22 protein-coding genes and 1 tRNA gene are annotated in these 22,917 nt (G+C 40.2%); 9 read left to right on the plus strand and 14 right to left on the minus strand.

What is annotated here, in order from left to right:
- Positions 1–12: 12 nt before the first annotated feature.
- The gene (ftsH, locus tag M2419_RS26275; protein WP_159727519.1) at positions 13–2,094 is read right to left on the minus strand and encodes an ATP-dependent zinc metalloprotease FtsH; all 2,082 of its coding nucleotides are present in this window, start codon (positions 2,092–2,094) and stop codon (positions 13–15) included.
- Positions 2,095–2,140: 46 nt separating this feature from the next.
- Positions 2,141–2,515: a ribosome silencing factor gene (gene rsfS, locus M2419_RS26280; protein ID WP_046673130.1), complete on the minus strand. Its 375-nt coding sequence runs from the start codon at positions 2,513–2,515 to the stop codon at positions 2,141–2,143.
- A gap of 47 nt (positions 2,516–2,562) precedes the next feature.
- Here rsfS and M2419_RS26285 point away from each other — a divergent pair, with 47 nt between their 5' ends.
- The 4 genes from M2419_RS26285 to pfkA all read left to right on the plus strand — a co-directional run bounded on the left by M2419_RS26285 (position 2,563) and on the right by pfkA (position 6,902).
- Positions 2,563–3,333, plus strand: a complete 771-nt coding sequence (locus M2419_RS26285) for a biotin--[acetyl-CoA-carboxylase] ligase (RefSeq protein ID WP_220801580.1) — start codon at positions 2,563–2,565, stop codon at positions 3,331–3,333.
- 155 nt (positions 3,334–3,488) lie between these two features.
- Entirely contained in the window at positions 3,489–3,938 is a 450-nt protein-coding gene (locus tag M2419_RS26290; protein ID WP_182330617.1) for a protein-disulfide reductase DsbD domain-containing protein, read from the plus strand.
- An 86-nt stretch (positions 3,939–4,024) separates the two neighbouring features.
- The gene (locus M2419_RS26295; RefSeq protein ID WP_259256159.1) at positions 4,025–5,731 is read left to right on the plus strand and encodes a protein-disulfide reductase DsbD; all 1,707 of its coding nucleotides are present in this window, start codon (positions 4,025–4,027) and stop codon (positions 5,729–5,731) included.
- Between the two features lie 196 nt (positions 5,732–5,927).
- Positions 5,928–6,902, plus strand: a complete 975-nt coding sequence (pfkA, locus tag M2419_RS26300; protein ID WP_075990255.1) for a 6-phosphofructokinase — start codon at positions 5,928–5,930, stop codon at positions 6,900–6,902.
- Positions 6,903–7,070: 168 nt separating this feature from the next.
- On the opposite strand, the gene M2419_RS26305 is transcribed toward pfkA, so the two are convergent.
- From M2419_RS26305 to M2419_RS26325, 5 genes are all read right to left on the minus strand, one after another.
- Positions 7,071–7,517: a hypothetical protein gene (locus M2419_RS26305; protein WP_159727523.1), complete on the minus strand. Its 447-nt coding sequence runs from the start codon at positions 7,515–7,517 to the stop codon at positions 7,071–7,073.
- 302 nt (positions 7,518–7,819) lie between these two features.
- Positions 7,820–8,959 carry a TlpA disulfide reductase family protein gene (locus M2419_RS26310; protein WP_159727525.1) on the minus strand — a complete coding sequence of 380 codons (1,140 nt, stop codon included), beginning with the start codon at positions 8,957–8,959 and terminating at the stop codon, positions 7,820–7,822.
- Between the two features lie 74 nt (positions 8,960–9,033).
- Entirely contained in the window at positions 9,034–9,801 is a 768-nt protein-coding gene (locus M2419_RS26315) for a YgcG family protein (protein WP_259256300.1), read from the minus strand.
- Between the two features lie 202 nt (positions 9,802–10,003).
- Positions 10,004–10,432, minus strand: coding sequence for a TPM domain-containing protein (locus M2419_RS26320; protein WP_075990259.1), 429 nt, complete (start codon positions 10,430–10,432; stop codon positions 10,004–10,006).
- A 155-nt stretch (positions 10,433–10,587) separates the two neighbouring features.
- Complete coding sequence (locus tag M2419_RS26325; protein WP_046673163.1) at positions 10,588–11,166, minus strand: LemA family protein; 579 nt, start codon at positions 11,164–11,166, stop codon at positions 10,588–10,590.
- Positions 11,167–11,331: 165 nt separating this feature from the next.
- Between M2419_RS26325 and M2419_RS26330 the strand changes: the two genes are divergently transcribed.
- Together M2419_RS26330 and M2419_RS26335 are read left to right on the plus strand one after the other, a co-directional pair.
- A complete protein-coding gene (locus M2419_RS26330) occupies positions 11,332–12,876 on the plus strand; it encodes an NAD(P)/FAD-dependent oxidoreductase (protein WP_259256162.1) in 1,545 nt (514 codons plus the stop codon).
- Between the two features lie 59 nt (positions 12,877–12,935).
- Positions 12,936–13,008 (plus strand) — tRNA-Gly (locus M2419_RS26335).
- Positions 13,009–13,342: 334 nt separating this feature from the next.
- Here M2419_RS26335 and sufD read toward each other — a convergent pair.
- The 3 genes from sufD to sufB all read right to left on the minus strand — a co-directional run bounded on the left by sufD (position 13,343) and on the right by sufB (position 16,982).
- On the minus strand, positions 13,343–14,650 hold the full coding sequence (gene sufD / locus M2419_RS26340; RefSeq protein WP_153844456.1) for a Fe-S cluster assembly protein SufD: 1,308 nt from the start codon (positions 14,648–14,650) through the stop codon (positions 13,343–13,345).
- A gap of 59 nt (positions 14,651–14,709) precedes the next feature.
- Positions 14,710–15,468 (minus strand): Fe-S cluster assembly ATPase SufC, encoded by a 759-nt coding sequence (gene sufC, locus M2419_RS26345; RefSeq protein WP_046673119.1) that lies wholly within the window; start codon positions 15,466–15,468, stop codon positions 14,710–14,712.
- Between the two features lie 62 nt (positions 15,469–15,530).
- Positions 15,531–16,982: a Fe-S cluster assembly protein SufB gene (gene sufB / locus M2419_RS26350; protein ID WP_259256163.1), complete on the minus strand. Its 1,452-nt coding sequence runs from the start codon at positions 16,980–16,982 to the stop codon at positions 15,531–15,533.
- Positions 16,983–17,314: 332 nt separating this feature from the next.
- On the opposite strand from sufB, the gene M2419_RS26355 reads away from it, so the two are divergent.
- Complete coding sequence (locus M2419_RS26355; protein WP_259256165.1) at positions 17,315–17,785, plus strand: Lrp/AsnC family transcriptional regulator; 471 nt, start codon at positions 17,315–17,317, stop codon at positions 17,783–17,785.
- A 126-nt stretch (positions 17,786–17,911) separates the two neighbouring features.
- Here the strand turns inward: M2419_RS26355 and ung are convergent, their stop codons facing one another.
- Positions 17,912–18,586 carry a uracil-DNA glycosylase gene (gene ung, locus M2419_RS26360; RefSeq protein ID WP_153844458.1) on the minus strand — a complete coding sequence of 225 codons (675 nt, stop codon included), beginning with the start codon at positions 18,584–18,586 and terminating at the stop codon, positions 17,912–17,914.
- Positions 18,587–18,808: 222 nt separating this feature from the next.
- On the opposite strand from ung, the gene M2419_RS26365 reads away from it, so the two are divergent.
- Entirely contained in the window at positions 18,809–19,348 is a 540-nt protein-coding gene (locus tag M2419_RS26365) for a hypothetical protein (protein WP_075990263.1), read from the plus strand.
- A gap of 67 nt (positions 19,349–19,415) precedes the next feature.
- Here M2419_RS26365 and M2419_RS26370 read toward each other — a convergent pair whose 3' ends face one another.
- Together M2419_RS26370 and M2419_RS26375 are read right to left on the minus strand one after the other, a co-directional pair.
- The gene (locus M2419_RS26370; RefSeq protein ID WP_182982357.1) at positions 19,416–19,880 is read right to left on the minus strand and encodes a hypothetical protein; all 465 of its coding nucleotides are present in this window, start codon (positions 19,878–19,880) and stop codon (positions 19,416–19,418) included.
- Between the two features lie 67 nt (positions 19,881–19,947).
- The gene (locus M2419_RS26375; RefSeq protein ID WP_075990265.1) at positions 19,948–20,430 is read right to left on the minus strand and encodes a DUF4293 domain-containing protein; all 483 of its coding nucleotides are present in this window, start codon (positions 20,428–20,430) and stop codon (positions 19,948–19,950) included.
- 193 nt (positions 20,431–20,623) lie between these two features.
- Between M2419_RS26375 and M2419_RS26380 the strand changes: the two genes are divergently transcribed.
- Positions 20,624–21,145 carry an acetyltransferase gene (locus M2419_RS26380; protein WP_153844460.1) on the plus strand — a complete coding sequence of 174 codons (522 nt, stop codon included), beginning with the start codon at positions 20,624–20,626 and terminating at the stop codon, positions 21,143–21,145.
- Here the strand turns inward: M2419_RS26380 and M2419_RS26385 are convergent, their stop codons facing one another.
- Entirely contained in the window at positions 21,146–22,909 is a 1,764-nt protein-coding gene (locus M2419_RS26385) for an ABC transporter ATP-binding protein (RefSeq protein ID WP_202883709.1), read from the minus strand.
- Positions 22,910–22,917: the final 8 nt, after the last annotated feature.

Genomic DNA, 22,917 nt, shown 5'->3' on the forward strand with positions numbered 1-22,917 from the left:
GCAGCATTCAAATTAATTCAAATTATTTGACGGTGTTTCTGAGCTCTGCTCTTCGCGAGATCGCGCTTCGTCAGGGTGAACATCCAACGGTAGATCTGTCTGCGGAACTCCGCCACCATCAGCACCATTCACAAACTCCTCGTAAGTAGTCTTAGTTTCAAATGGGCGTTTACCTAATATTTCTTCCAAGTCCGATTGAAAAAGAATTTCTTTTTCCAGTAGCTTTTCGGCTATTTTAATCAAACCTTCACGTTTGTCCAGCAATAACTGTTTCGTACGTGCATAGACATCACTAATTAAGTTGCGAACCTCAGCATCAATCAACTCTGCCGTTTTGTCAGAATATGGTTTTTGGAAAGATGCCTCAGAACTGTCTCGGAAGGAAACATTTCCAACTTTATCATTCATACCGTAGATTGCAATCATCGCATAAGAAAGTTGCGTGATACGCTCTAAGTCATTTTGAGCACCTGTTGAAATTCTTCCAAAAGTAATATCTTCAGCGACACGACCACCCATAGTCATACATAAGCTGTCTATAAGCTGCTCTGTCGTATATAAGAACTGCTCACGGGGAAGATACTGCGCATAACCCAACGCGGCAACACCACGTGGTACAATAGATACTTTTACCAAAGGATCGGCGTGTTCTAAAAACCAGCCTGCAATAGCATGCCCAGCCTCATGATAAGCAACAATACGTTTTTCTTCCGGAGAGATGATTTTATTCTTCTTCTCAAGACCGCCGATCACACGATCAACCGCATCTTGAAAGTCCTGCATATCAATCTCTGGTTTATTTTTACGTGCAGCGATAAGGGCCGCTTCGTTACACACGTTGGCAATCTCAGCTCCTGCAAAGCCTGGTGTCTGCGCCGATAATTTCTTTGCGTCGACCTCAGCCGATAACTTCAACGGCTTTAGATGCACTTTAAAAATTTGCTCCCGGCCAATTAAATCCGGTTTATCAATAGAAATTTGACGGTCAAAACGTCCCGGACGCAACAACGCTGTATCCAGTACATCAATACGGTTAGTAGCAGCTAAAATAATAACGCCCGAATCAGTACCAAAACCATCCATCTCCACCAATAATTGGTTCAATGTATTTTCACGCTCGTCATTACCTCCCATCATCGAGTTTTTACCACGAGCACGACCAATAGCGTCAATCTCATCGATAAAAATGATACATGGAGCTTTCTCTTTCGCTTGCTTAAACAAGTCACGAACACGCGATGCACCTACACCCACAAACATTTCGACAAAGTCAGATCCCGAAAGTGAGAAAAATGGCACTTGAGCCTCTCCGGCTACAGCTTTAGCCAATAAAGTCTTACCCGTTCCCGGAGGCCCTACAAGCAAAGCTCCCTTCGGAATTTTACCCCCTAGATTCGTATACTTACGTGGATTTTTTAAGAAATCCACAATCTCCATAACTTCCTGTTTTGCCTCCTCAAGACCAGCAACATCATTAAATGTGATATTGATCTGCGACTCTTTATCAAATAGCTGAGCCTTTGATTTACCAATATTAAAGATTGCACCGCCGCCGCCGCCAGCACCACCGCCCATACGACGCATCAAGAAAATCCAGATTGCGGCCAACACCAACAATGGCAACATAAACGTGATAAACCAACTTGCCCATGGATTAGAACGATCATCATAAGTCAATTGGACCTTTGGTGTACCTGGAGTTAATTCCGCTTGCGATGCAGCTAATTTCTTTTCTAAAACATCGGGAGAAGCATCCTTAAAAATATATTGTGGTCCCTTATCCTCCTGCCCTGATAGACTTGGAAGCGGATCAGCAGTTTTTATAGCGTCTTTAAAACTTGGATTATCTTTCCAGCCCTTTTTTAGATAGACCTCCACCTCGACAAGATCATTCTTCTTATAGGCAACAAGGCGCTCTACAGAGCCTGTATTCAACATGCGTGTCTCAAAATCACTATAGCTAATTTCCTTAGCTGGGTTTTCTCCAAAAACGTACTGTAAGGCAAAAAAACCTAAAAACATGGCAATCATAAGCCACACAAAATTGAATTTTGGCGGTTTCGGGCTTACCTTACTACTCGGGATTTTTTTCATTATATCGTAATTATATTTTCTTTATAAATTTTTTCGTTGAGGACAATTAAGCGCTTTGGAAATGCTGTACTTCTGCATCTCCCCATAAATCCTCGATACCATAATGCGCTCTTTTTTCGGTCTTAAAGATATGTACAACCACATCCACAAAATCCAAAATCAACCATTCTCCATTTGATTGTCCTTCTTTATATTGGGGTTCTTGACCAAATGCCTTATAGACTTCTTCTTCGACACTCTTTGCTATCGCATTCACCTGAATGTTAGAATCGGCATGACAAATCACAAAATAATCGGAAACAGAACTGTGAAGATCTCTTAAATCCAAGCGAACGATCTCGTTTGCTTTCTTTTCTTGCATACCGTAAACGATAATTTCTGATAGACGTTGGGACAATTCTGAACTTTTATTTTTACTCATTAAAAAATGTGATAGTTTTGACTTAATATTTATTTAATACTTTCAGTTTGCAAAATAACAATATTTCGGGACTTATCATCGGTCAAAATACAATATATCTTGACAAAGTCGCCTCTACAAACGATTATCTCAGAGAATTATTGTCAAATTTCAAGCCACTAGCTGAGGGGACTGCCATTTTAGCAGAAGAACAATTTCAGGGTAAGGGGCAGCGCGGAAGCTCCTGGGTCAGTGAACCAGGGAAAAACCTAACGACATCTATCCTCTTAAAGCCTCAATTCCTACCAATAGCACAACAATTTGCACTTTCAGCTACAATCGCCATTGCAACCGTCAATTGGCTGCAAAGCAAAACGGAGCAGCCTGTTGCCGTGAAATGGCCCAATGATATTTACGTCAATTCAAAAAAAATCACAGGCATTTTAATAGAAAATAAATTAAAAGGCAGTAAAATCGACAGCGCTATTATCGGCATCGGTGTAAATATTAATCAAATTAATTTTGACACAGCAACAACAATAACCTCGCTCGCCTACCTGACCGATCGACAGGATTACAACATCAAGGTACTCGCTCATGAGTTGTTCCAAGTGATCCAACAGGAGTACCTGACCCTTTATAAAGAGGGTGCCCAATATCAGTTAAGCCGCTACAACGCGTTATTGTTTTGGAAAGGTGAAGAAAGACCATTTCTCATCAATGGCATCAAGAAAACTGGAATCATTCAACAGGTATCTAGCGATGGGAAACTATGCGTTCTTTTGGAAGACGCCCTTCGCGAATTTGATATCAAAGAAATTACACATCTTATTACCTAATCTTTACAAAAAAACGATAGCCCATTTTAGAATTGTCAAACCTTTGTTCTAAATTTGTCAACAGCGTGATTAAACCTTTATTCACACGAAGCATCAAAGAACAATAACACACTGCAATCATTGTAGCGGAAAAGGAAAGAACAAATTAAATTCTGATGAAAAAGTTAATACTGTTAATGACTGCAGTAATTTTTGCAGTTACGGGAGCATTCGCTCAGATTCACAAGCCTGTAAAATGGACTGTGGCCAGCAAAAAGTTAAATAACAAGGAAGCTGTAGTTTATGTAAAAGCTACAATCCAAAGTGGATGGCACATTTATTCACAAAATGTGAAAGATGGCGGGCCAATTCCAACTTCTTTCACCTTTGCTAAAGCTGCTGATTATGCACTAGTAGGTAAAACTGCAGAGCCAAAACCAAAAGTAAAACATGAGGATGTATTTAAGATGGATGTTGGTTATTTTACAAACGAGGTAATTTTCCAACAAAAAGTAACTTTAAACAAAGGAACTGCCACAGTTAAAGGTACTGTCGAATGGCAAGCATGTGATGCATCACAATGTCTTCCTCCAGACGAATATGCTTTTGCTGTGACAATCAAATAGTAAAAATGATTCTACACGGATAAATTAATAAGGCGATTCTCATCGCCTTTTTTTATTTTTGACCATAACATCAGAAATTCATACGCATGTTAAAAAACACATTCATTCTACTTTTAATTGCTTTTTTCAGCCTTTCTTTAACTACAGCAACTTTTGCCTCTGCACAAGATAGCTTAACAAATACAGAAGGGCTTCAATTTGAATCATCGCCGGATACAGCTACTGCTGTTGAAGCAGTACCTGAGGATCTAAATTTTACAGCTTCACCTGACACGATGGTTAGTCAAGATAGCAGTAAAATAGTTCCAGCTAAGGCAAACGCTTCCTCCGGAAATCAAGAATCAGGGAAAAAATCACTTTGGAGTATCTTTATTGCTGGATTAGTTGGCGGCTTCGCAGCATTGCTCATGCCTTGTATATTTCCAATGCTCCCACTTACCGTAAGCTATTTTACAAAACAGGCCGGAAGCCGCGCAAGCGGTATCAGCAAGGCACTCTTATATGGTCTCTTCATTATTGTGATCTACGTCGCTCTAGGAATGATTATTACGATTGCCTTCGGTTCGGATGCGTTGAATGCTTTATCGACAAATGGGGTATTTAATTTCCTATTCTTTCTGTTATTGGTTGTTTTTGCCGCGTCCTTTTTTGGCGCTTTTGAAATTACGTTGCCAAGTTCTTTCGTCAATAAAATGGATGCCAAATCCGACAAAGGCGGTCTTGTAGGACTTTTCTTTATGGCATTCAGCCTTTCACTGGTATCTTTCTCCTGTACCGGCCCCATTATTGGCACCTTACTGGTCGAAGCGGCCTCAAAAGGAGAACGCTTAGGTCCAGCAATCGGTATGCTCGGTTTTTCTATAGCACTTGCAATTCCTTTTGGCTTATTTGCGATGTTCCCTTCGATGTTAAAATCCCTACCAAAATCTGGCGGCTGGCTGAATTCGGTGAAGGTTGTACTTGGCTTCTTAGAGCTCGCACTAGCGCTGAAATTCTTATCAAATGTAGATTTGGCTTACCACTGGAATTGGCTGGATCGAGAAGTGTTCTTATCGCTATGGATTGCCATTTTTAGTATGATGGGCTTATATCTTATTGGAAAGATCAAGTTTTCACATGACAGCGAATTAAAATTCCTCTCTGTACCGAGAACTATTCTCGCTATCATTGTATTTTCCTTTGTTATCTATATGGTACCGGGACTGTGGGGAGCTCCCCTAAAATCGATTTCAGCCTTCTTGCCACCTTCGGCAACACAGGACTTTGACCTGTCTGCAGGAATAGCAGCCGCTCCTATACACAATGATGGCAAGGTTAAAAAATACGCGGAGATTTTTCACGAACGTGGTACACCAAAAGGATTTGACCCTTATTATGATTATAATGAGGCCCTCGCAGCGTCAAAAGAACAGAATAAACCGGTATTGATAGATTTTACAGGCTGGAATTGTGTCAATTGCCGAAAAATGGAAGCAAATGTATGGACTGATCCTGCGGTTGCCAAGCTCTTGAAAGAGGAATTTATTATGGCTGAATTATTTGTTGATGATAAAACAGAATTACCTGCAAACGAACAATTCGTTTCAAAATATAGTGGTAAAAAAATCAAAACCATAGGTAATAAAAACAGTGATTTCCAAGCCTCAGCTTTCGACAGCAATTCGCAACCACTCTATGTCATCGTCGATGCATCAGGAACAGTATTGGTTCCAAAAACCGGCGCAAACTATAATGTAGCAGAGTATACTGCGTTTTTACAGAGCGGAATTGACGCCTTTAAGGCAAAAAAATAGTCTGTATACGCTGGAGATATCCGTCTTGAATGATACATGAGAAAAAGCAATTATTAAATTTGCATTATCTTTAGCTCACGCTTAGATGAATTGCACTTAAAAAAGCTCTTGCTTGTTCTTAATAGCGTTATCGGCGACTTCCAATAACGGAAATATAATTGTATATACGCTTAAAAATAGCTAAGTTTGAGTACGTATGAGTAACATTAAAAAAATTGCTGTTTTGACATCTGGAGGAGATGCTCCAGGAATGAATGCTGGTATCCGTGCTGTTGTTAGAGCGGGTATCTACAATAATCTGGAAGTATTTGGCGTACGCAGAGGTTATGATGGTCTAGTTAATGGTGAGATTATCCCCATGGATGCTAAATCTGTAGCCAATATCATACAACGTGGTGGTACTATCCTAAAAACAGCCCGTAGCGAGGCCTTCAAAACTATTGAAGGACGTAAACAGGCTTATGAAAATTTACGCAGCCACGGTATTGATGCCATGGTTGTCATCGGTGGCGACGGTACATTTACTGGCGCATCCAAATTTATAGAAGAATTCGATTTTCCGATCATCGGTCTTCCGGGCACAATTGATAACGATTTGGCCGGCACAGACTTTACGATTGGTTATGATACAGCCATTAATACCGTTATCCAAGCCGTAGACAAAATTCGCGACACCGCCGAGTCTCATGATAGACTTTTTGTGATCGAAGTGATGGGTCGCGACTCTGGGCTTATCGCCGTTCGTTCTGGTATCAGTACCGGTGCCGAAGCAGTTCTGGTTCCTGAGTTCGAGGTAGACTATGATGCCATCATGAAAAGACTTGACAAATCCCGTAAAAATAAATCATCCCGCATTATTATTGTTGCTGAAGGTGACAAAGAAGGCGGCATGGTTGTTTCGGAAAAAATCAAGGAAAATTTCCCGCATTACGATGTTAGATTATCGATTTTAGGACATATTCAACGCGGCGGAAGCCCAACATGTATGGATCGCGTGTTAGCCAGCAGGCTTGGAGTTGCATCCGTAGAGGCTTTACTACAAGGTCGCAGGGGTGAAATGGCCGGACTGATTTGCAGTGAAGTAAGATTCACTCCTTTTAAGAGCGCCATCAAGCATAACGTAAAAATGAATGAAGATCTGCTTCGTATCATTGAAATCCTTTCTTTGTAAGTGATATAAGTTATTCTTAACTAACAATAAAAAAAGAGTATACATTGTGATGTATACTCTTTTTTTATTGACTTCCGTTACTAGATTGTCCAAATTCTTTGGTTAAGGTCTGACATCCAAACTGTCATGTGACATAAAGCCCCAATAGTACCATATCCTGCACAGTTGTTATTTAAGCAAATTATTGAGGTACTCTTCAGATACCGGAGGCAACTGAATGGCTTGGCCTGCTTTCGCCATCGAGTCAGCAAAATGATTCGTGTTGTTAATCGCCTGTTCATAGGCCTTAACAACCTGTTCCGATAAATGCAATACCTTAGGATCTTTAAGATCAACACGGTATTGATTATTTTCCAGTGTAACATGCTGATAAAAACGATATGCAGCAGCTTTTAGTTGGCCCAGCTCCTGTTGCGACAATTGATCTATTCTGGCATTAGGCGGCAGCGTAACATCGATAAAAGTCGTGTCTTTAGCCAATTGATCAATAGCGTGATCCAAAGGAATAGCGTGCAATGCCTCTAGGTTGACAACGGGAATCCCCTTATCTTGATCGCCACTGCAGGAAGCAATCACACTCCCTAGAAATATGCTTAGAATTACTGTTTTATTCATCTTTATAATTTTTATTACCACAATAGCATTAGAAATCCAATTGCTCAACTTGTTTAAAACCCAGGATTCATCACCCCTCAGTTGGGCTGTACATGAGGATATAGTAGTTCCATGTAATCATTCGCTATAGCAACAGGCGAAGTTAGTGAATTCCTTCTATGTTATCACAGCCGCTAGCGCAGTAACGTTGAAAGCGCAATTAGGACAACATGATTAATAAGAAACCCCTAATTGTAGGCTCAGTTCACCTGAGTATAACAATTAGGGGTTATTCAAATGCCTAATGGCGGTTATATACCGATTTATTTTAGCAATTCAGCTAACTTAGCCTCCAAAGCCTCACCTCTTAAATTTGATGCGACAATTTTACCGGAAGGATCAATGAGGAAGTTTTGCGGAATACCACGTACTTCGTACAACTTAACCGGAGCCGATTTCCAACCCTGTAGGTCCGAAACGTGTGGCCATTGTTGTAAATTATCATCATGGATAGCTTTCACCCAGGCATCTTTTTTACCCGGATTGTCTAAAGAAACACCAAACACGGTAAATCCTTTATCTTTGAATTTATTGAAAGCCGCAACGACGTTCGGGTTCTCGTGGCGACAAGGGCCACACCAGCTTGCCCAAAAATCCAATAAAACATATTTACCTCTTAAAGAAGATAAGGAGATATTTTTTCCTGTTGTGTCTGGCAATGTAAAGTCAGGCGCTACCGAACCAACAGCCACTGCTTTCAATTTCTGGATACGCTCAGCCAATTCCTTCCCTTTTTCAGAATTTTTCAATTCAGGAGACAATTTCTCAAAAGAAGTCACATATTCATTGACGTTCTCACCGCTGACATTCTCAGACAACAAATCCAACGTATACCAGCTTTTTGGGTTTTTGTTAATAAATTCAGCATCTGCTTTTTCCATTTTTTCGGAAATCTCACCAGCCTGTTTTTGCAGACCTTCGATGAATTTAGGATCCTGTTTTTGAGTCTCCGAAGCAGCATAATATTGTTGGTTCAACGCCTCGAACGCATCTGCATGAGGTTTCACAAAAGCCTTGTATTGCGTCAGATCATCATTGAGCGCTGTACCCGAGACGGTTGCATTTTTGAATCCTTTGGTTGCATCGACTTTGATAACTCCTTTAGAAAGATACAGCTGTGCTGTTTCAGGCTGCTTTTGACTATTTCTAAGTTCAGCGAAAGATAAGCCCTCCGGTGAATAGATCATCATACCCTTCGTTGGCGAAGCCACCTGTCCATTGAACTTAAACTCACCTTTTACAACCGTTGCTGAATCTGTTTGGCGAGTTCCATTGGCAGCATATTGCATAAACACTTTCGCTTTGTCCGACGTCGTGTTTACCTTTCCTGTAACTGTGTAGCTTTCTTGTGCCATCAATAAGGCTGGTAAAAAGCTTAAACCCATTAATATTCCCTTTTTCATAATTATATACTTCCCATAAATGTAAAACATTTCCCTTGCACTGTGGTTCAATTTAACATTATTTAGCAAACATGTTACCAACGTCCTGAAGCACCGCCACCGCCAAAATCACCACCACCGAAGCCGCCAAATCCGCCTCCTGAACCACCACCGAAGCCACCGCCGCCACCGCGACCGCCACCACCGCCAAGACCATTCAGCAATGTCCACCAAAAGATATCAGAAGCTCCGCGTCCATTCATCACACGGCCGCCTCCACCACCACCTCCACCGCGGCCACCGCGATTGGAGAAAATAACAATCAAGAATATCACAATAATAATGACAAACATCACCGAACCTGATCCCTTTCCTTTCGGTTGTTTTGGATCAGCTTTGTATTCTCCTTTTGTGTAGGAAATTAGGGAACTGGTCGCATCGTCGACTCCTTTGTAGTAATCTCCCTGACGAAAAGCCGGTTTGATATCATTTTCAATAATACGATATGCAATGGCATCGGGGACAGCCCCCTCTATACCATAACCTGTTTGAATGGTCACCGCACGATCTCCCAGCGCTACCAACAACAGAATACCGTTATTATACTTTTTATTCCCAATACCCCATTTTTTCGCTAAACGGACTGCATAATCAGAAATATCATAGCCGCCGGTAGAATTCATCATAACCACAGCAATCTGCGTAGATGCGGAATCCTCAAATGCCAATAGCTTCTGCTCCAATAATTGCTTCTGACTTGCTGTCAATGTGTTTGTATAATCATTGACAAGTCTGTTTGATGTTTCCGGGAAATCTTGACCCAATACTGTGGCTATCGACAGCATACAAAGCAACATAGCCATAGCAGGGATTCGAATCCGAGAAAATAATCTCGATACAAATTTCATCCTATTATTCTCTTTTATTCATTTTTATTTGCCTTAAGCAGCTTTCATGCTCCTAATGGCGTTCGGTGAATCCCGAAGTCGGGTTTATCACAATTTTTATCAATCTATTTGCGAGACAGGCAATAGCAGCTCGGGCTTCTTGCTGGCCACTTAACAATTAACGGTCTCCAAAAACAATATCATTTGGAAGCTCATTGATGTCATCGTGTTCACGCGGAAAGAATTTCGCCAATTGTTTACCCGCATGCTCGATCCCTTTGACCAAGCCCTCAACAATGCGATCCACCCGAAACTCCGCCACCATAAGATCTTTGGTACTGTTCCAAAAATCACTTTCTACACGTTGATGGATTCCCTTATCGCCGATAATGGAAAATTTATGGTCTTCAAGCGCGATATAGATAAGAACACCGTTTTTCAACGTGGTCTTATGCATGCCTAATTTGGAAAAATAATGTGTTGCACGATCATGTACCTCATCGGGGCAATGATTTTCTACCACTACACGAATCTCACCAGAAGTCTCGTTTTCAGCCACATTAATGGCGTGAACGATCTTCTCTTGTTCTTCAGAATTTAATGCCATAATCTGTATACGTTTGCACTCCAAGACCAGATTACCAGACGGTTATTCCAGATTCAAAGTACCTAAAACTAGTTAAAACACGATAAAAAAATGGATGATGTGCTTCTACGAAAGCCGCATCATCCATCGTCCTGTTCATTACTAATAATTTACTATTAGAATGATACCGTTGGCGCTTTATCCGAACCAGGGGCCGCAGTAAATGTACCTTTTGCCTTAAATCCGAACATACCCGCCATTAAATTATTCGGGAAGCTACGTACGGTGGTATTGTATTGCTGTACCGCTTCATTGTAAGATCTACGTTCTGTTGAAATACGGTTTTCAGTACCTTCCAACTGTGCTTGTAATTCCAAAAAGTTCTGATTTGCCTTCAAATCAGGATAAGCTTCAACCGACGCTAAAAGTCGACTCAACGAACCGCTGAATTCATCCTGAACTTTTTGAAACTTGGCAATATTCTCCTCAGACAAATCATCGGCATTAATCGTCACCGAAGTTGCTTTAGCTCTTGCCTCTACTACGGCTGTCAATGTACTCTCTTCGTGTTTTGCCGCTCCTTTTACCGTATTAACCAAATTTGGAACTAGATCCGCACGACGTTGATACGCATTTTCAACTTGTGCCCATTTTCCTTTAACATTCTCATCTTGTGAGACCATCGTATTGTAGCCACAGGAGTTTAATGATACTAATGCAAATAAACCACATAGGGCGACCAAAAATCTTTTAATTTTCATTGTTCAAAGAATTAAATACTATTCAAATTATACGGTTACACTATCAAAGCATATACCAAGCTCTTACTAAGATAAGAATATTTTTATTTCCAAATCTCCAAATAGCCAATATTCATTAACTTTGTCTCGGTTTTGGGATAAAAACCCAGCCCTCATACTATGCAAAAAGAAATCGAAATTGCGATACTTCCAGAAAGGATCGAGGACGAACAGTACATTATACAGCAGGGCATAAAAGCTTTACGCGTTCAACCCCAGCAAATCAAAGGTTATAAAATCCGGAAACGTTCAATTGATGCCCGAAGCAAGCAGGTGGTCTACCGGGCAAGGGTTATCTACTATATCGATGAACTGCCTGTTCCTGAAATCTACGAAAATAATTTCAAGTCTGTCAAAGACGGAAAATCCGTTATTATTATTGGTGCAGGCCCTGCCGGCATATTTGCGGCTATCCGCTGCATTGAGCGTGGGCTCAAACCAATTGTAATCGAACGCGGTAAGAAAGTACAGGACCGTAGACGCGATCTAGCAAAGCTGAACCGAGAAGGCATCGTAAATCCCGAATCAAACTACTGTTTTGGTGAAGGTGGAGCCGGAACTTACTCCGACGGGAAACTATATACACGTTCCAATAAAAGAGGTGATGTAGACAAAGTGCTCAATCTTTTTGTCTCCCATGGTGCTACGACAGATATTCTAGTCAATGCACGGCCACATATTGGTACAAATAAACTGCCGCATATTATTGAAGCAATGCGCGAGAGTGTTCTTGAATTTGGGGGCGAATTTCATTTTGACCAACGTGTCGACGACATTTTAGAATCTTTCGGTCATGTGCGCGGGGTCAAGTTAGCCAGTGGCGAAGAAATTAAGGCCGATCACGTCATCGTAGCAACAGGACACTCTGCACGGGACATCTTTGAGCTTTTTCACCGTAATAACTGGCTGATCGAAGCCAAAGCCTTTGCATTGGGGGTGCGCATCGAACATCCGCAGTCAATTATTGATCAGGCGCAATACCATTGTCAGGTTAGAAGCGAGCATTTACCCCCTGCATATTATAGTTTGGTTGAACAGGTTAATGACCGTGGGGTATTTTCATTCTGCATGTGCCCAGGTGGCGTTATCGCTCCCTGTGCAACAGATTTAAATGAAATTGTTGTCAACGGATGGTCCCCATCCAAACGAAATAATCCGCACGCCAATTCAGGCACCGTTATTCAGATTAACCTTGAGGACGTTGCCAATGCACATAAGGATCCTTTTGCATTACTTAATTTTCAGAAAGAGATCGAGCGAAAAGCTTTTGCCGTAGGTGGCGGTAAACTCGTTGCTCCGGCACAACGTATGGTCGACTTTGTCGAAGGACGTGTGTCTATGGATCTGCCAGAAAACTCTTACAAACCCGGAACAGCATCTGCAGATCTCACCGAAGTGCTACCTGCTTTTGTTCACGAAGCATTACGCGGTGCATTGCCAATCTTTGGCAAAAAGATGAAGGGGTATTATACCAATGAAGCCATTTTAGTTGGTGTAGAATCACGGACATCTTCACCGATTCGGATTCCTAGAAATAAAGAAGATTTACAACACCCTCAGGTCAAAGGACTTTACCCTTGTGGTGAGGGTGCGGGTTATGCCGGAGGTATCATTTCAGCGGCTATAGACGGTATTAATTGTGTTGATGCGATCAATTTAAGTTAACATTTTTTGTTTTTTCTCTTGCAGAATACGAATAAATGCCTTACTTTTGTAGCATCAACGCGAAAGTAGCTCAGTTGGTAGAGCACAACCTTGCCAAGGTTGGGGTCGCGAGTTCGAATCTCGTCTTTCGCTCTAAAAAAGCTTCCAAAATTTGGAAGCTTTTTCTGTTTTATAGCATTATACTTCCTTTCTTGCCAGCCTCCTAATTGGAGCATTGAAAAAAGATAATATCCCAATATCCTAATATAAAGAGGCCCTCCTATCTATTTTTCGATAGAGATCTTAACAAGAGAAAAAGCGAACACGCTATAAAACCCAAGGTTTGTAAGCGTAAGTTGTATATAAAGACATGTACATGGTCGTACAAAACTACAAACAGGTACCGTAGATCCAATTGTTTCTATAAAAAATGGCGTTCACCGTATCGGTAAACGCCATATTTAAAAGTATATGATCCTAAATGGATTTAATTTGTTCTTAGGCTTTCTTCTACAAGCTCTTCAACATATTTGCGAACAACTTCATTAGAGAAACGTGTCGTTACGTCAAATGCAAATGCATGTACCAACAGGATACGTGCAGACTCTTCACCAATTCCTCTTGCTCTCAAATAAAATAAGGCTTCATTATCAAACTGACCGATGGTACATCCGTGTGAACATTTTACGTCATCTGCAAAGATCTCCAATTGTGGCTTGGTGTAAACCGCCGAATTGTCCGACATCAACATATTATTGTTCTGTTGAAAAGCATTTGTTTTTTGAGCATCCTCACGCACAAAGATTTTTCCATTGAAAACCGCAATGGACTTGTCCTGTGTAATATTTTTATACCATTCGTAAGACTCACAATGTGGCTTAAGGTGGTCTACAATGGTATGATTATCGACCAATTGATCACCTGCAGTTAAGTTGATTCCATATAAATGGCTCTCCACATGTGCTGCATCCAAGCGAACATTGATATTGTTACGGATAAAAGAAGCGCCAGGAAAATTACAGTTGTAATTATTATAAAGGCTATCTTTTTCTTGGTATACCTCTGTATGATTAAAGTAACGGCTTACAGATTCTGCGAGCTGTAAATAATAATGTTGTACTTTAGCGTTCTCTTTGACGATAATCTCAGAGACCTTATTGTGTACATTATTTGCAGTACCTTCTGCAGTGATAAAGCTTTCGATCAATTCAAGCTCAGCATTTGGCTCGACAACGATCAAATTGCGTGTTTGTGCAAAGAAATCCTCTTTCCCTGTAGCGACATGAATAATCTGTATTGGTTTATCAAGTACAACTCCCTTTTTCAAATGTATAAAAACACCATTTGTAAAAGCAGCCGTATTCAATGCGACCATAATATTGTCTGACTTATCCGCATATTTAGCAAAATGGCTCTCGAATGCAGGCTCTGAAGTGGCTTCATCCATTGGAATAACCGTCAGTCCCTTCACATTTTCTAATTCACTTACCGCTAACACATACTGACCATTCACCAAGATAATACGGTAGGCATCCAATTGAGGAATCTCCCCTGCACTAAAGTCTAAGCCTTCGATATCCACATCGACATCAAGCGCATAAGGCTTATTGATAATACTGTGGATGTTTGTATATTTCCATTCTTCATTCTTAACGGTGGGAAAGCCTGCTGCTTCGAAACGCTCGAATGCAAGTTGGCGGGCCTCCACGAAAAACGAAGGTTCGTCTGAAACGCCCTGCTCTTTGAAAGCTCCCAACACTTGTTGAAGTAATGATTCTGAAACTAATGTACTCATGTTATTTTTTAATCAAATCGCCAAAATTCTCTTCCAATCCTATTTACTCAGGTAAAAGATTAGGCGTTTTGTGTATCATATTCTTTTAACCAATCGTATCCTTTTTCTTCGAGCTCCAAAGCCAATTCTTTAGGTCCCGATTTCACGATACGGCCATTGTACAATACGTGAACAAAATCTGGAACGATATAATCCAACAAACGTTGGTAGTGTGTAATAACAATAAAAGCATTGTCTTTAGAGCGCAATTGATTCACGCCATTTGCAACGATACGAAGTGCATCGATATCCAAACCAGAATCTGTCTCATCCAAAATAGATAATTTCGGATTCAACATCGCTAATTGAAAAATTTCGTTACGCTTTTTCTCACCACCGGAGAATCCTTCATTTAAAGAACGGTTAGCCAAATTAGCCGAAAACTCAACCAATTTTTGCTTGTCTTTTACCATTTGTAAAAATTCCTTCGCTTCCATTGGAGGAAGGCCTTTATACTCACGAATATCATTTACAGCTGTTTTCAAGAAATTGATATTCGATACGCCCGGAATCTCAACAGGATATTGAAAAGCCAAAAACAGCCCTTCACGTGCGCGGTCCTCAGGTGAAAGATCCAATAAATCTACACCGTCCAATAGTGCAGAACCTTCACTTACTTCATATGATTCACGTCCTGCCAATACATTACCTAATGTACTTTTACCAGCACCATTTGGTCCCATAATCGCATGAACTTCTCCAGCTTTTACTTCTAGGTTTAACCCTTTTAATATTTGTTTGTCTTCTACAGACGCATGTAAATTTTTAATGCTTAACATTTTATTCGTATTGAGTATGGTGTAATGTAGCGTCATAAACTACATTCCCAATGATTTTTTATCTATCCTACTGAACCTTCTAATGAAATTGCCAATAATTTTTGAGCTTCTACAGCAAACTCCATCGGCAATTGATTTAATACTTCCTTTGCATACCCGTTGACAATTAAACCAACAGCTTTCTCAGAATCGATCCCACGTTGATTCAAATAGAATACTTGGTCCTCACCGATTTTGGAAGTAGTCGCCTCATGCTCTAATTTGGCTGTCTTATTTCTATTTTCGATATAAGGGAATGTATGTGCCCCACATTTATCACCGATCAATAAGGAGTCACATTGTGTAAAGTTACGTGAGTTGTCTGCATTTGGACCGATTTTCACTAAACCTCTATAACTGTTGTGGCTCTTACCGGCAGAAATACCTTTAGAAATAATTTTAGATTTCGTGTTTTTACCCAAATGAACCATCTTCGTTCCTGTATCAGCTACCTGATAATTACGTGTCATGGCTACAGAGTAAAACTCGCCAATAGAGTTATCACCCTTTAAAATCACCCCGGGGTATTTCCATGTAATTGCAGAACCAGTTTCTACCTGTGTCCAGGAGATTTTACTGTTATCGCCCTTACAGATTCCACGCTTGGTTACAAAGTTATAAATACCACCTTTTCCATCTTTATCACCAGGGTACCAGTTTTGCACGGTAGAATATTTAATATCAGCATCGCGTTCGGCAATCAATTCAACCACTGCAGCATGCAGCTGGTTTTCATCACGCATAGGCGCAGTACATCCCTCCAAATAAGAAACATAAGCTCCCTCATCTGCAATGATCAACGTGCGTTCAAATTGTCCGGTATTCTGTGCATTGATACGGAAATAGGTAGATAATTCCATTGGACATCTAACGCCTTTTGGAACGTAAACAAAGGATCCGTCCGAAAACACTGCAGAATTCAACGCTGCATAAATGTTATCTGTCTGTGGAACTACTGTACCCAAATATTTTTTCACCAGGTCAGGATGCTCTTGCACAGCCTCACCAAATGAACAGAAAATAACACCTTGTTCTTTTAATTTCTCACGAAACGTTGTTTTGACAGATACCGAGTCAAAGACAGCATCTACCGCCACAACTCCTGCCAATATTTTTTGCTCATCCAAAGGAATCCCCAATTTTTCAAAGGTAGCAATCAACTCAGGGTCAACTTCATCAATCGAATTAAGCTGTGGTTTTGCTTTCGGGGCTGCATAGTAGGAAATCTCTTGAAAATCAATTTCAGGAGCTTTGAAATTCTGCCAACTAGGCATTCTTAACGTCAAGAAATGACGGAAAGCTTTTAATCTCCATTCCAATAGCCATTCAGGTTCATTCTTTTTTGCCGAAATAAAACGAACCGTATCCTCAGTAAGGCCTTTGGCTGCAATTTCCATCTCGATATCTGTCGTGAACCCGTATTTATATTCTTCGAGCTCCAGCTCTTTTAACAAATCGTCGTCTTTAGTACTCATATTGCGCTCTCACGGTTTAACTAATTTGGGAGGGCTTCACCTCCGCACCTATCGAACTGCAAAGTTACAATTTCAAAGCCAATAAAACAGCATTTAATAGCACCATACGAAGGCCTTTTTAATAAAAAAATGACATTTATCACTCCATTTCATTAAAATGAGCACATTTCAATCGATTATGACAGTCAAATGATTTTACATCGATTAAAATTATAACTAAACAATCATAATATAGCTAAAATCTATTAATCATCAATAATTTTGTATATTTTTAAATTTCCAAATATAATTTTGTATATTTACAAATACTATTGATTATTAAGACTTAAGATATGCCCTTTGTACCGGATAAAACAGATTTAAAAATTCTTAAACTATTACAAGAGAATGGTCGTATAACTAATTTGCAACTAGCATCTAGCATCGGACTATCTCCCGCACCAACTTTAGAGCGTGTGCGAAAACTGGAAAACTCTGGCTTCATCAAAAGTTACCATGCTTTTGTAGACGAGGAGAAACTGGGACTCGGAATAAAATCGTTTATCCAGATCTCACTCGATTTCCATACACATAACGCTATCCCTGAGTTTGTTGCTGCTGTCAAAATGATACCCGAGGTGACCGAATGCCACCACGTCACAGGCAATTGTGATTTCATCCTCAAGGTTTACGTAAAAGATATCAAAGCTTATGAAGGCGTCATCATGGAAAAAATCTCCAAAATACCTTTTGTAAAGACATTCCAAACCATGATGATTATGTCAACCAGCAAAAAAGAACCAATTATTCCTTTAGAATATTAAGCGAATAGAATATTAAGCGAAGGAATAAGCCCAATCAAAAATATCATTACCGGAATCTCGCTTTTGGACGTATTTGCTCCATGCGACGATCACCGGCAATGATGTTTATTTAACTCAAGACAAAACTTAAACCAGGCGCCAATCAATTGGGTCTTTACCATGTTCCATCAAATATTGGTTTGCGCGTGAAAAATGCTTACTACCAAAAAAACCACGATAGACAGACAACGGTGAGGGATGAACCGCCATTAGTATAAGATGCTTCTTAGCATCAATAAGCACACTTTTCTTTTGGGCATAACTTCCCCACAACAGAAATACCACATGTTCACAACGCTCCGAAATGGCATGAATAATACTATCTGTAAAAATCTCCCAACCTTTCTTCTGATGTGAACCAGCTAAATGCGCCTGTACTGTCAATGTCGCATTCAACAACAACACCCCCTGCTTGGCCCAATACGTCAAATCGCCAGCATGCGGCTCAACAAAACCGGGTATATCGTCTTGTAATTCCTTAAAGATATTTTTTAAGGATGGCGGCAAAGCAATCCCTTCTGGCACAGAGAAAGACAAGCCGTGCGCCTGCCCATCATTATGGTAAGGATCCTGCCCTAAGATAACTACTTTTACCTGATCCAATGGCGTCAGCTTAAAAGCATTCATCACTAGATCTGCCGGTGGAAACACTTTCGTTTTCTGCCGCTCTTCTTGCACAAAAGTAGACAGCTGTTTCATATAAGGCTGACCAAACAAAGGCTTTAGCACAGGAGCCCAAGAATCATCGTATTGCTTTTCCATACCCCAAACATAGATAAAGTTGCATATAAAGGCAAATTTATCCACATAAGCTCTTCTTAAGGGACTACAGCAAAAAAACACGAGCACATCTCGTTTATCCATATCCTCTTCAGGGGAAAAACACATTTTTACAAAATAACCACCTGAACGAGTTGCTTAAACGGTGAAATTAACGGATATTTGCAGAATTAAATTGAATACAAATATTTTAAACAAAGATTTATGTCAAATCTCGTTAGAATCATTATTTGCAGTGCATTGCTTATCGGAACAGTTGCCTTATTCTGGACCGGAAATTGGGGATGGGGAATCTTAGGTATCTTGATCACGATCTTAGGTTTTGTTACTGTATTTTTCCACGAATATATGCTGATTGCGCAATGGTATATGCGTAAACAAAATATGGCCGCAGCTGAAAAATGGCTACGTAAAATCACCAACTACGAAAAGCAATTGATCCCACAACAGCACGGTTACTACAATATGCTGATCGGATTGATCGAATCACAACGTGCACCTATGCAATCTGAAAAATATTTTAAGAAAGCATTGGCATTGGGTCTACATATGGACCATAATATCGCCTTAGCAAAATTGAGCCTAGCCGGTGTAGCCATGGCTAAGCGCAATAAGCGTGAAGCCGAAAAACTTCTTCAAGAAGCTAAAAAAGCAGATAAAAATAAATTATTAGCTGATCAGATCAAAATGATGAAAGACCAGATGGGCATGATGGACAAACAGCAGATCAGATACAATCGATAATATCGAATAATCAAAAAAAGCTTCGAAGTATAACTTCGAAGCTTTTTTTGTCAAGAGCCAAAATCTATTATTTCTTTAATGAAATAGGAACTTCCAAAAATTCACCCTCCTCTGTACTGCTCTCAAATACCAGTTTAATCATAACCGGCTTATCCGTTTTCTTCCAATCCTTTACAATCACCTGTATATCCACAGGCTTATCTTCTTCTAGCAAATAGTGCAGATAATTCTGCTTATCTTCAAATTTAACCAAAACATTTCCCATCTGAATCGTTGAAAAGAAATGGGGTTGTTTCTTCTGATCCAACACTTGGGTGGAAAAGGTATTCATTTTATATTCCCGCGGATCGGTACTATAAGATGTCGCAAACAAATTGATCACCAATTCATTCTTACCCTCATCGAAGTGAAATTCCTTTACATCGAATTGAATATCGTCGACAACCAGCAATGAATCTGCTGACTGAGCCTTTACAAGCCCACCTCCAAGAAAGAGCATCAAGACAACAACATATCTAAAAAAAACATTCATATCATATTATACTTAAAAAAGCCACGAAGACCGTGGCTTTGACTATTATTGTGTTATCGTTTCAAAATTACGCCCGCAACCGATCGGCAGATCGGATTAACTTTTCATCTTTACGTACTCCACCCATAGCTAACGCACAGAAAATAATCGAAATTGGCAACAAAAAGAAACCTACCCCGATATTCCCGGCACCTAAAAACTGGCTCACGGTGGCAAGATGAGTACTTGCAGAAGAGTATAACCAGATTGCAAATAAGATGATCGCCACAATCTCTACCCATATAAGCAAAAGTTGAACTTTACGCTTTTTAAATTTAAATATCGTAAATAGCGGAAGCCCTCCCAATAACACGGTCACCACAGTCTGGAGAATATAACCAAATCCCCCCTCATGTACCGACTGGCCAGCAGCAACACTATACACACCAGTCACCTTCACATTTTTTCCTAAACCCACTAAATCGCTATAATTAACATAGGGAAATAGAAACAAGCCAAATATGACTAATCCTGCTATCAGCAAATAAACAGTTTGGATACGTTGAATCATAGTTTAATTTTTGTATATCAACAAACTTAGATAAATTGATTTTCATATGCAATATAATTGCGACCGAAAAAACAACCAACCCTACAGCTCTATAAACACCAAAACAATCAAACCTGACATTTTGTTGTATTTTTTTACATCATACCAAAGCGCTTCTTTTTAGAAAGCTTTATCTTTGCGAAAAAAAAATACGATGTTATACATATACGGAGCAACCGCTCATGCTAAAACTGCGGTAGATGTAGCAGAAGATTTAGCGATTGAAATTGGCGGTCTTATTGACAAATCGCTACTAATTGAAGATGTATTTGATTACGAGGTTCAACTTCATCATGAATCAAAAGGCACGGAAGAAAATTTCTTTGTCGCAGTCAAGAATCCTGGTCTTCGCCAAAGGATTGTGTCAGAAAACACAAACTGGAACTTCCAGACCCTCATCCATCCCAAAGCCTACGTATCAAAAAGAGCCGAAATTGGTGAAGGCACCATTATTCTCCCTGGCGCTTCGATCGCTCCAGATGTACAAATAGGCAACCACTGCGTTATTGCCGGTTCCGCCGTTATCGAAAGTAATACCATAATTGAAGATTTTGTCAACATCGGACCAAATGTCTCGATCGGAGCAAACGTTCTAGTAGGCCGCGGTTCAGAAATTAAAGCAAATACACGTATCGAAGACGAAGAAACTATCCCAAAAGAAAGTATAATCGCTTAATTAAATCCCCGCGGAATGAAACTGCAAATCGTATAGTTTTTTATAATAACCATCAAAAGATAGCAATTCCTGATGCGTTCCGATTTCCTTGATTTCGCCTTTATCCAACACAATAATCTTGTCCGCCTTCTGAATGGTGGACAAGCGGTGGGCAATAACAATCGATGTTCTTCCTTTCATGAGATTATCAATTGCATGTTGGATCATTTCTTCCGTTTCGGTATCTACCGAAGAAGTCGCTTCATCCAAAATAAGAATCCGAGGATCGTGTACCAAAGCCCGTATAAAAGAAATCAATTGAGCCTGCCCCGCAGATAAGGTTGCTCCCCGCTCTTTCACATCATAATCATAGCCCCCAGGCAGTCGCATAATAAAATCATGCGCGCCCACTTCTTTTGCTGCCTCGATTACCTGTTCTCTAGATATCCCAGGATCACCCAATGTGATATTATTGATGACGCTATCCGAGAAGAGGAATACATCCTGCAATACCGTCGAAATGGTATTTCTCAGATAATCGAGATCATAATCCCGGATATTACGGCCATCCAATAGAATTTCACCTTTATTGATTTCATAAAAACGGCTCAGAATATTAATTGTAGAAGATTTTCCGGCACCAGTAGCCCCAACTAAAGCTAGAGTCTCGCCCGGATTAACTTTAAAGTTAACATCCTTTAGAACCCAGTTCTCCTCATTATAGGCGAACCAAACATCGCGAAACACAATCTCCCCTTTGATGTGTGCAGGTTCCAACGTCCCCAAATTTGGTGTCTTTTCATCGGTGTCCAAAACTTCAAAAATACGTTCAGCGCTCACCATACCCATTTGAAGTGTATTGAATTTGTCAATAAGTTCCCGAATGGGCCTAAAGATCATATTGATATACATGATAAAGGCCACAACTACACCCGGAGAGATCACATCACCCATAATTTGTTTGGAACCAAACCACACCAATAATCCCAAAGCAATGGCCATGATAATTTCCAAAACAGGAAAAAAGATAGAGAAGTACCAATTGGTTCGAATATGTGCATTTCGATGTTGTGCATTAATTTCTTTAAACTTATCCATTTCCTGCTTTTCACGCGCAAAATATTGGATAATACCGACTCCCGTAATGTGTTCCTGCAAAAAGGTATTTAAATTGGAAACCCATTTCCTCACATCAATAAAAGCAGATTTCATCGCCTCTTTAAAAACGTAAGTTGCCGCTACCATCAAGGGCATGGGTATTAAAACAATCAATGTCAGCTTCCAATCGGAGTAAAACATCACAACCAGAATAACAACCAGCTGCAATAAATCACCGATAATCTGGATCAAGCCCTCAGAAAAAATATTGGAAAGAGTCTCCAGATCAGAAATGGTACGTGTAATCAGTTTTCCCAACGCCGTACGATCAAAATATTTTAGCCTGAGTTGAACAATGTGGTTAAATACCTGAATCCGGATATCGCGGATGACCGACTGCCCCAGGGTATTTGTCATTAGGGTATGGTAATAACGAATCAAGGTCTGCAGAATAACCAATGCCAACATCGCTATCAGCATGAGGGACAAGCCGCTTGTATCGAAGTTTAAAATATAGCTATCTAATGTATGCTGAATTAGCATAGGCAAAGCGGGCGCCACGGCGGCCAACAATATCGTTAGAACGACCGATATCCAAAATGACACATGGTAGGGTCGCATATAGCGACTCATGCGTTTCACTAAATTGATATCGTAGGTTTTACCAGTTATTTTATCTTGACTCACGTTAAATT

Origin of the sequence: Sphingobacterium sp. BIGb0116 (assembly GCF_024808035.1) — a bacterium.
In the GTDB taxonomy this organism is placed as follows: Bacteria; Bacteroidota; Bacteroidia; order Sphingobacteriales; family Sphingobacteriaceae; genus Sphingobacterium; species Sphingobacterium paramultivorum.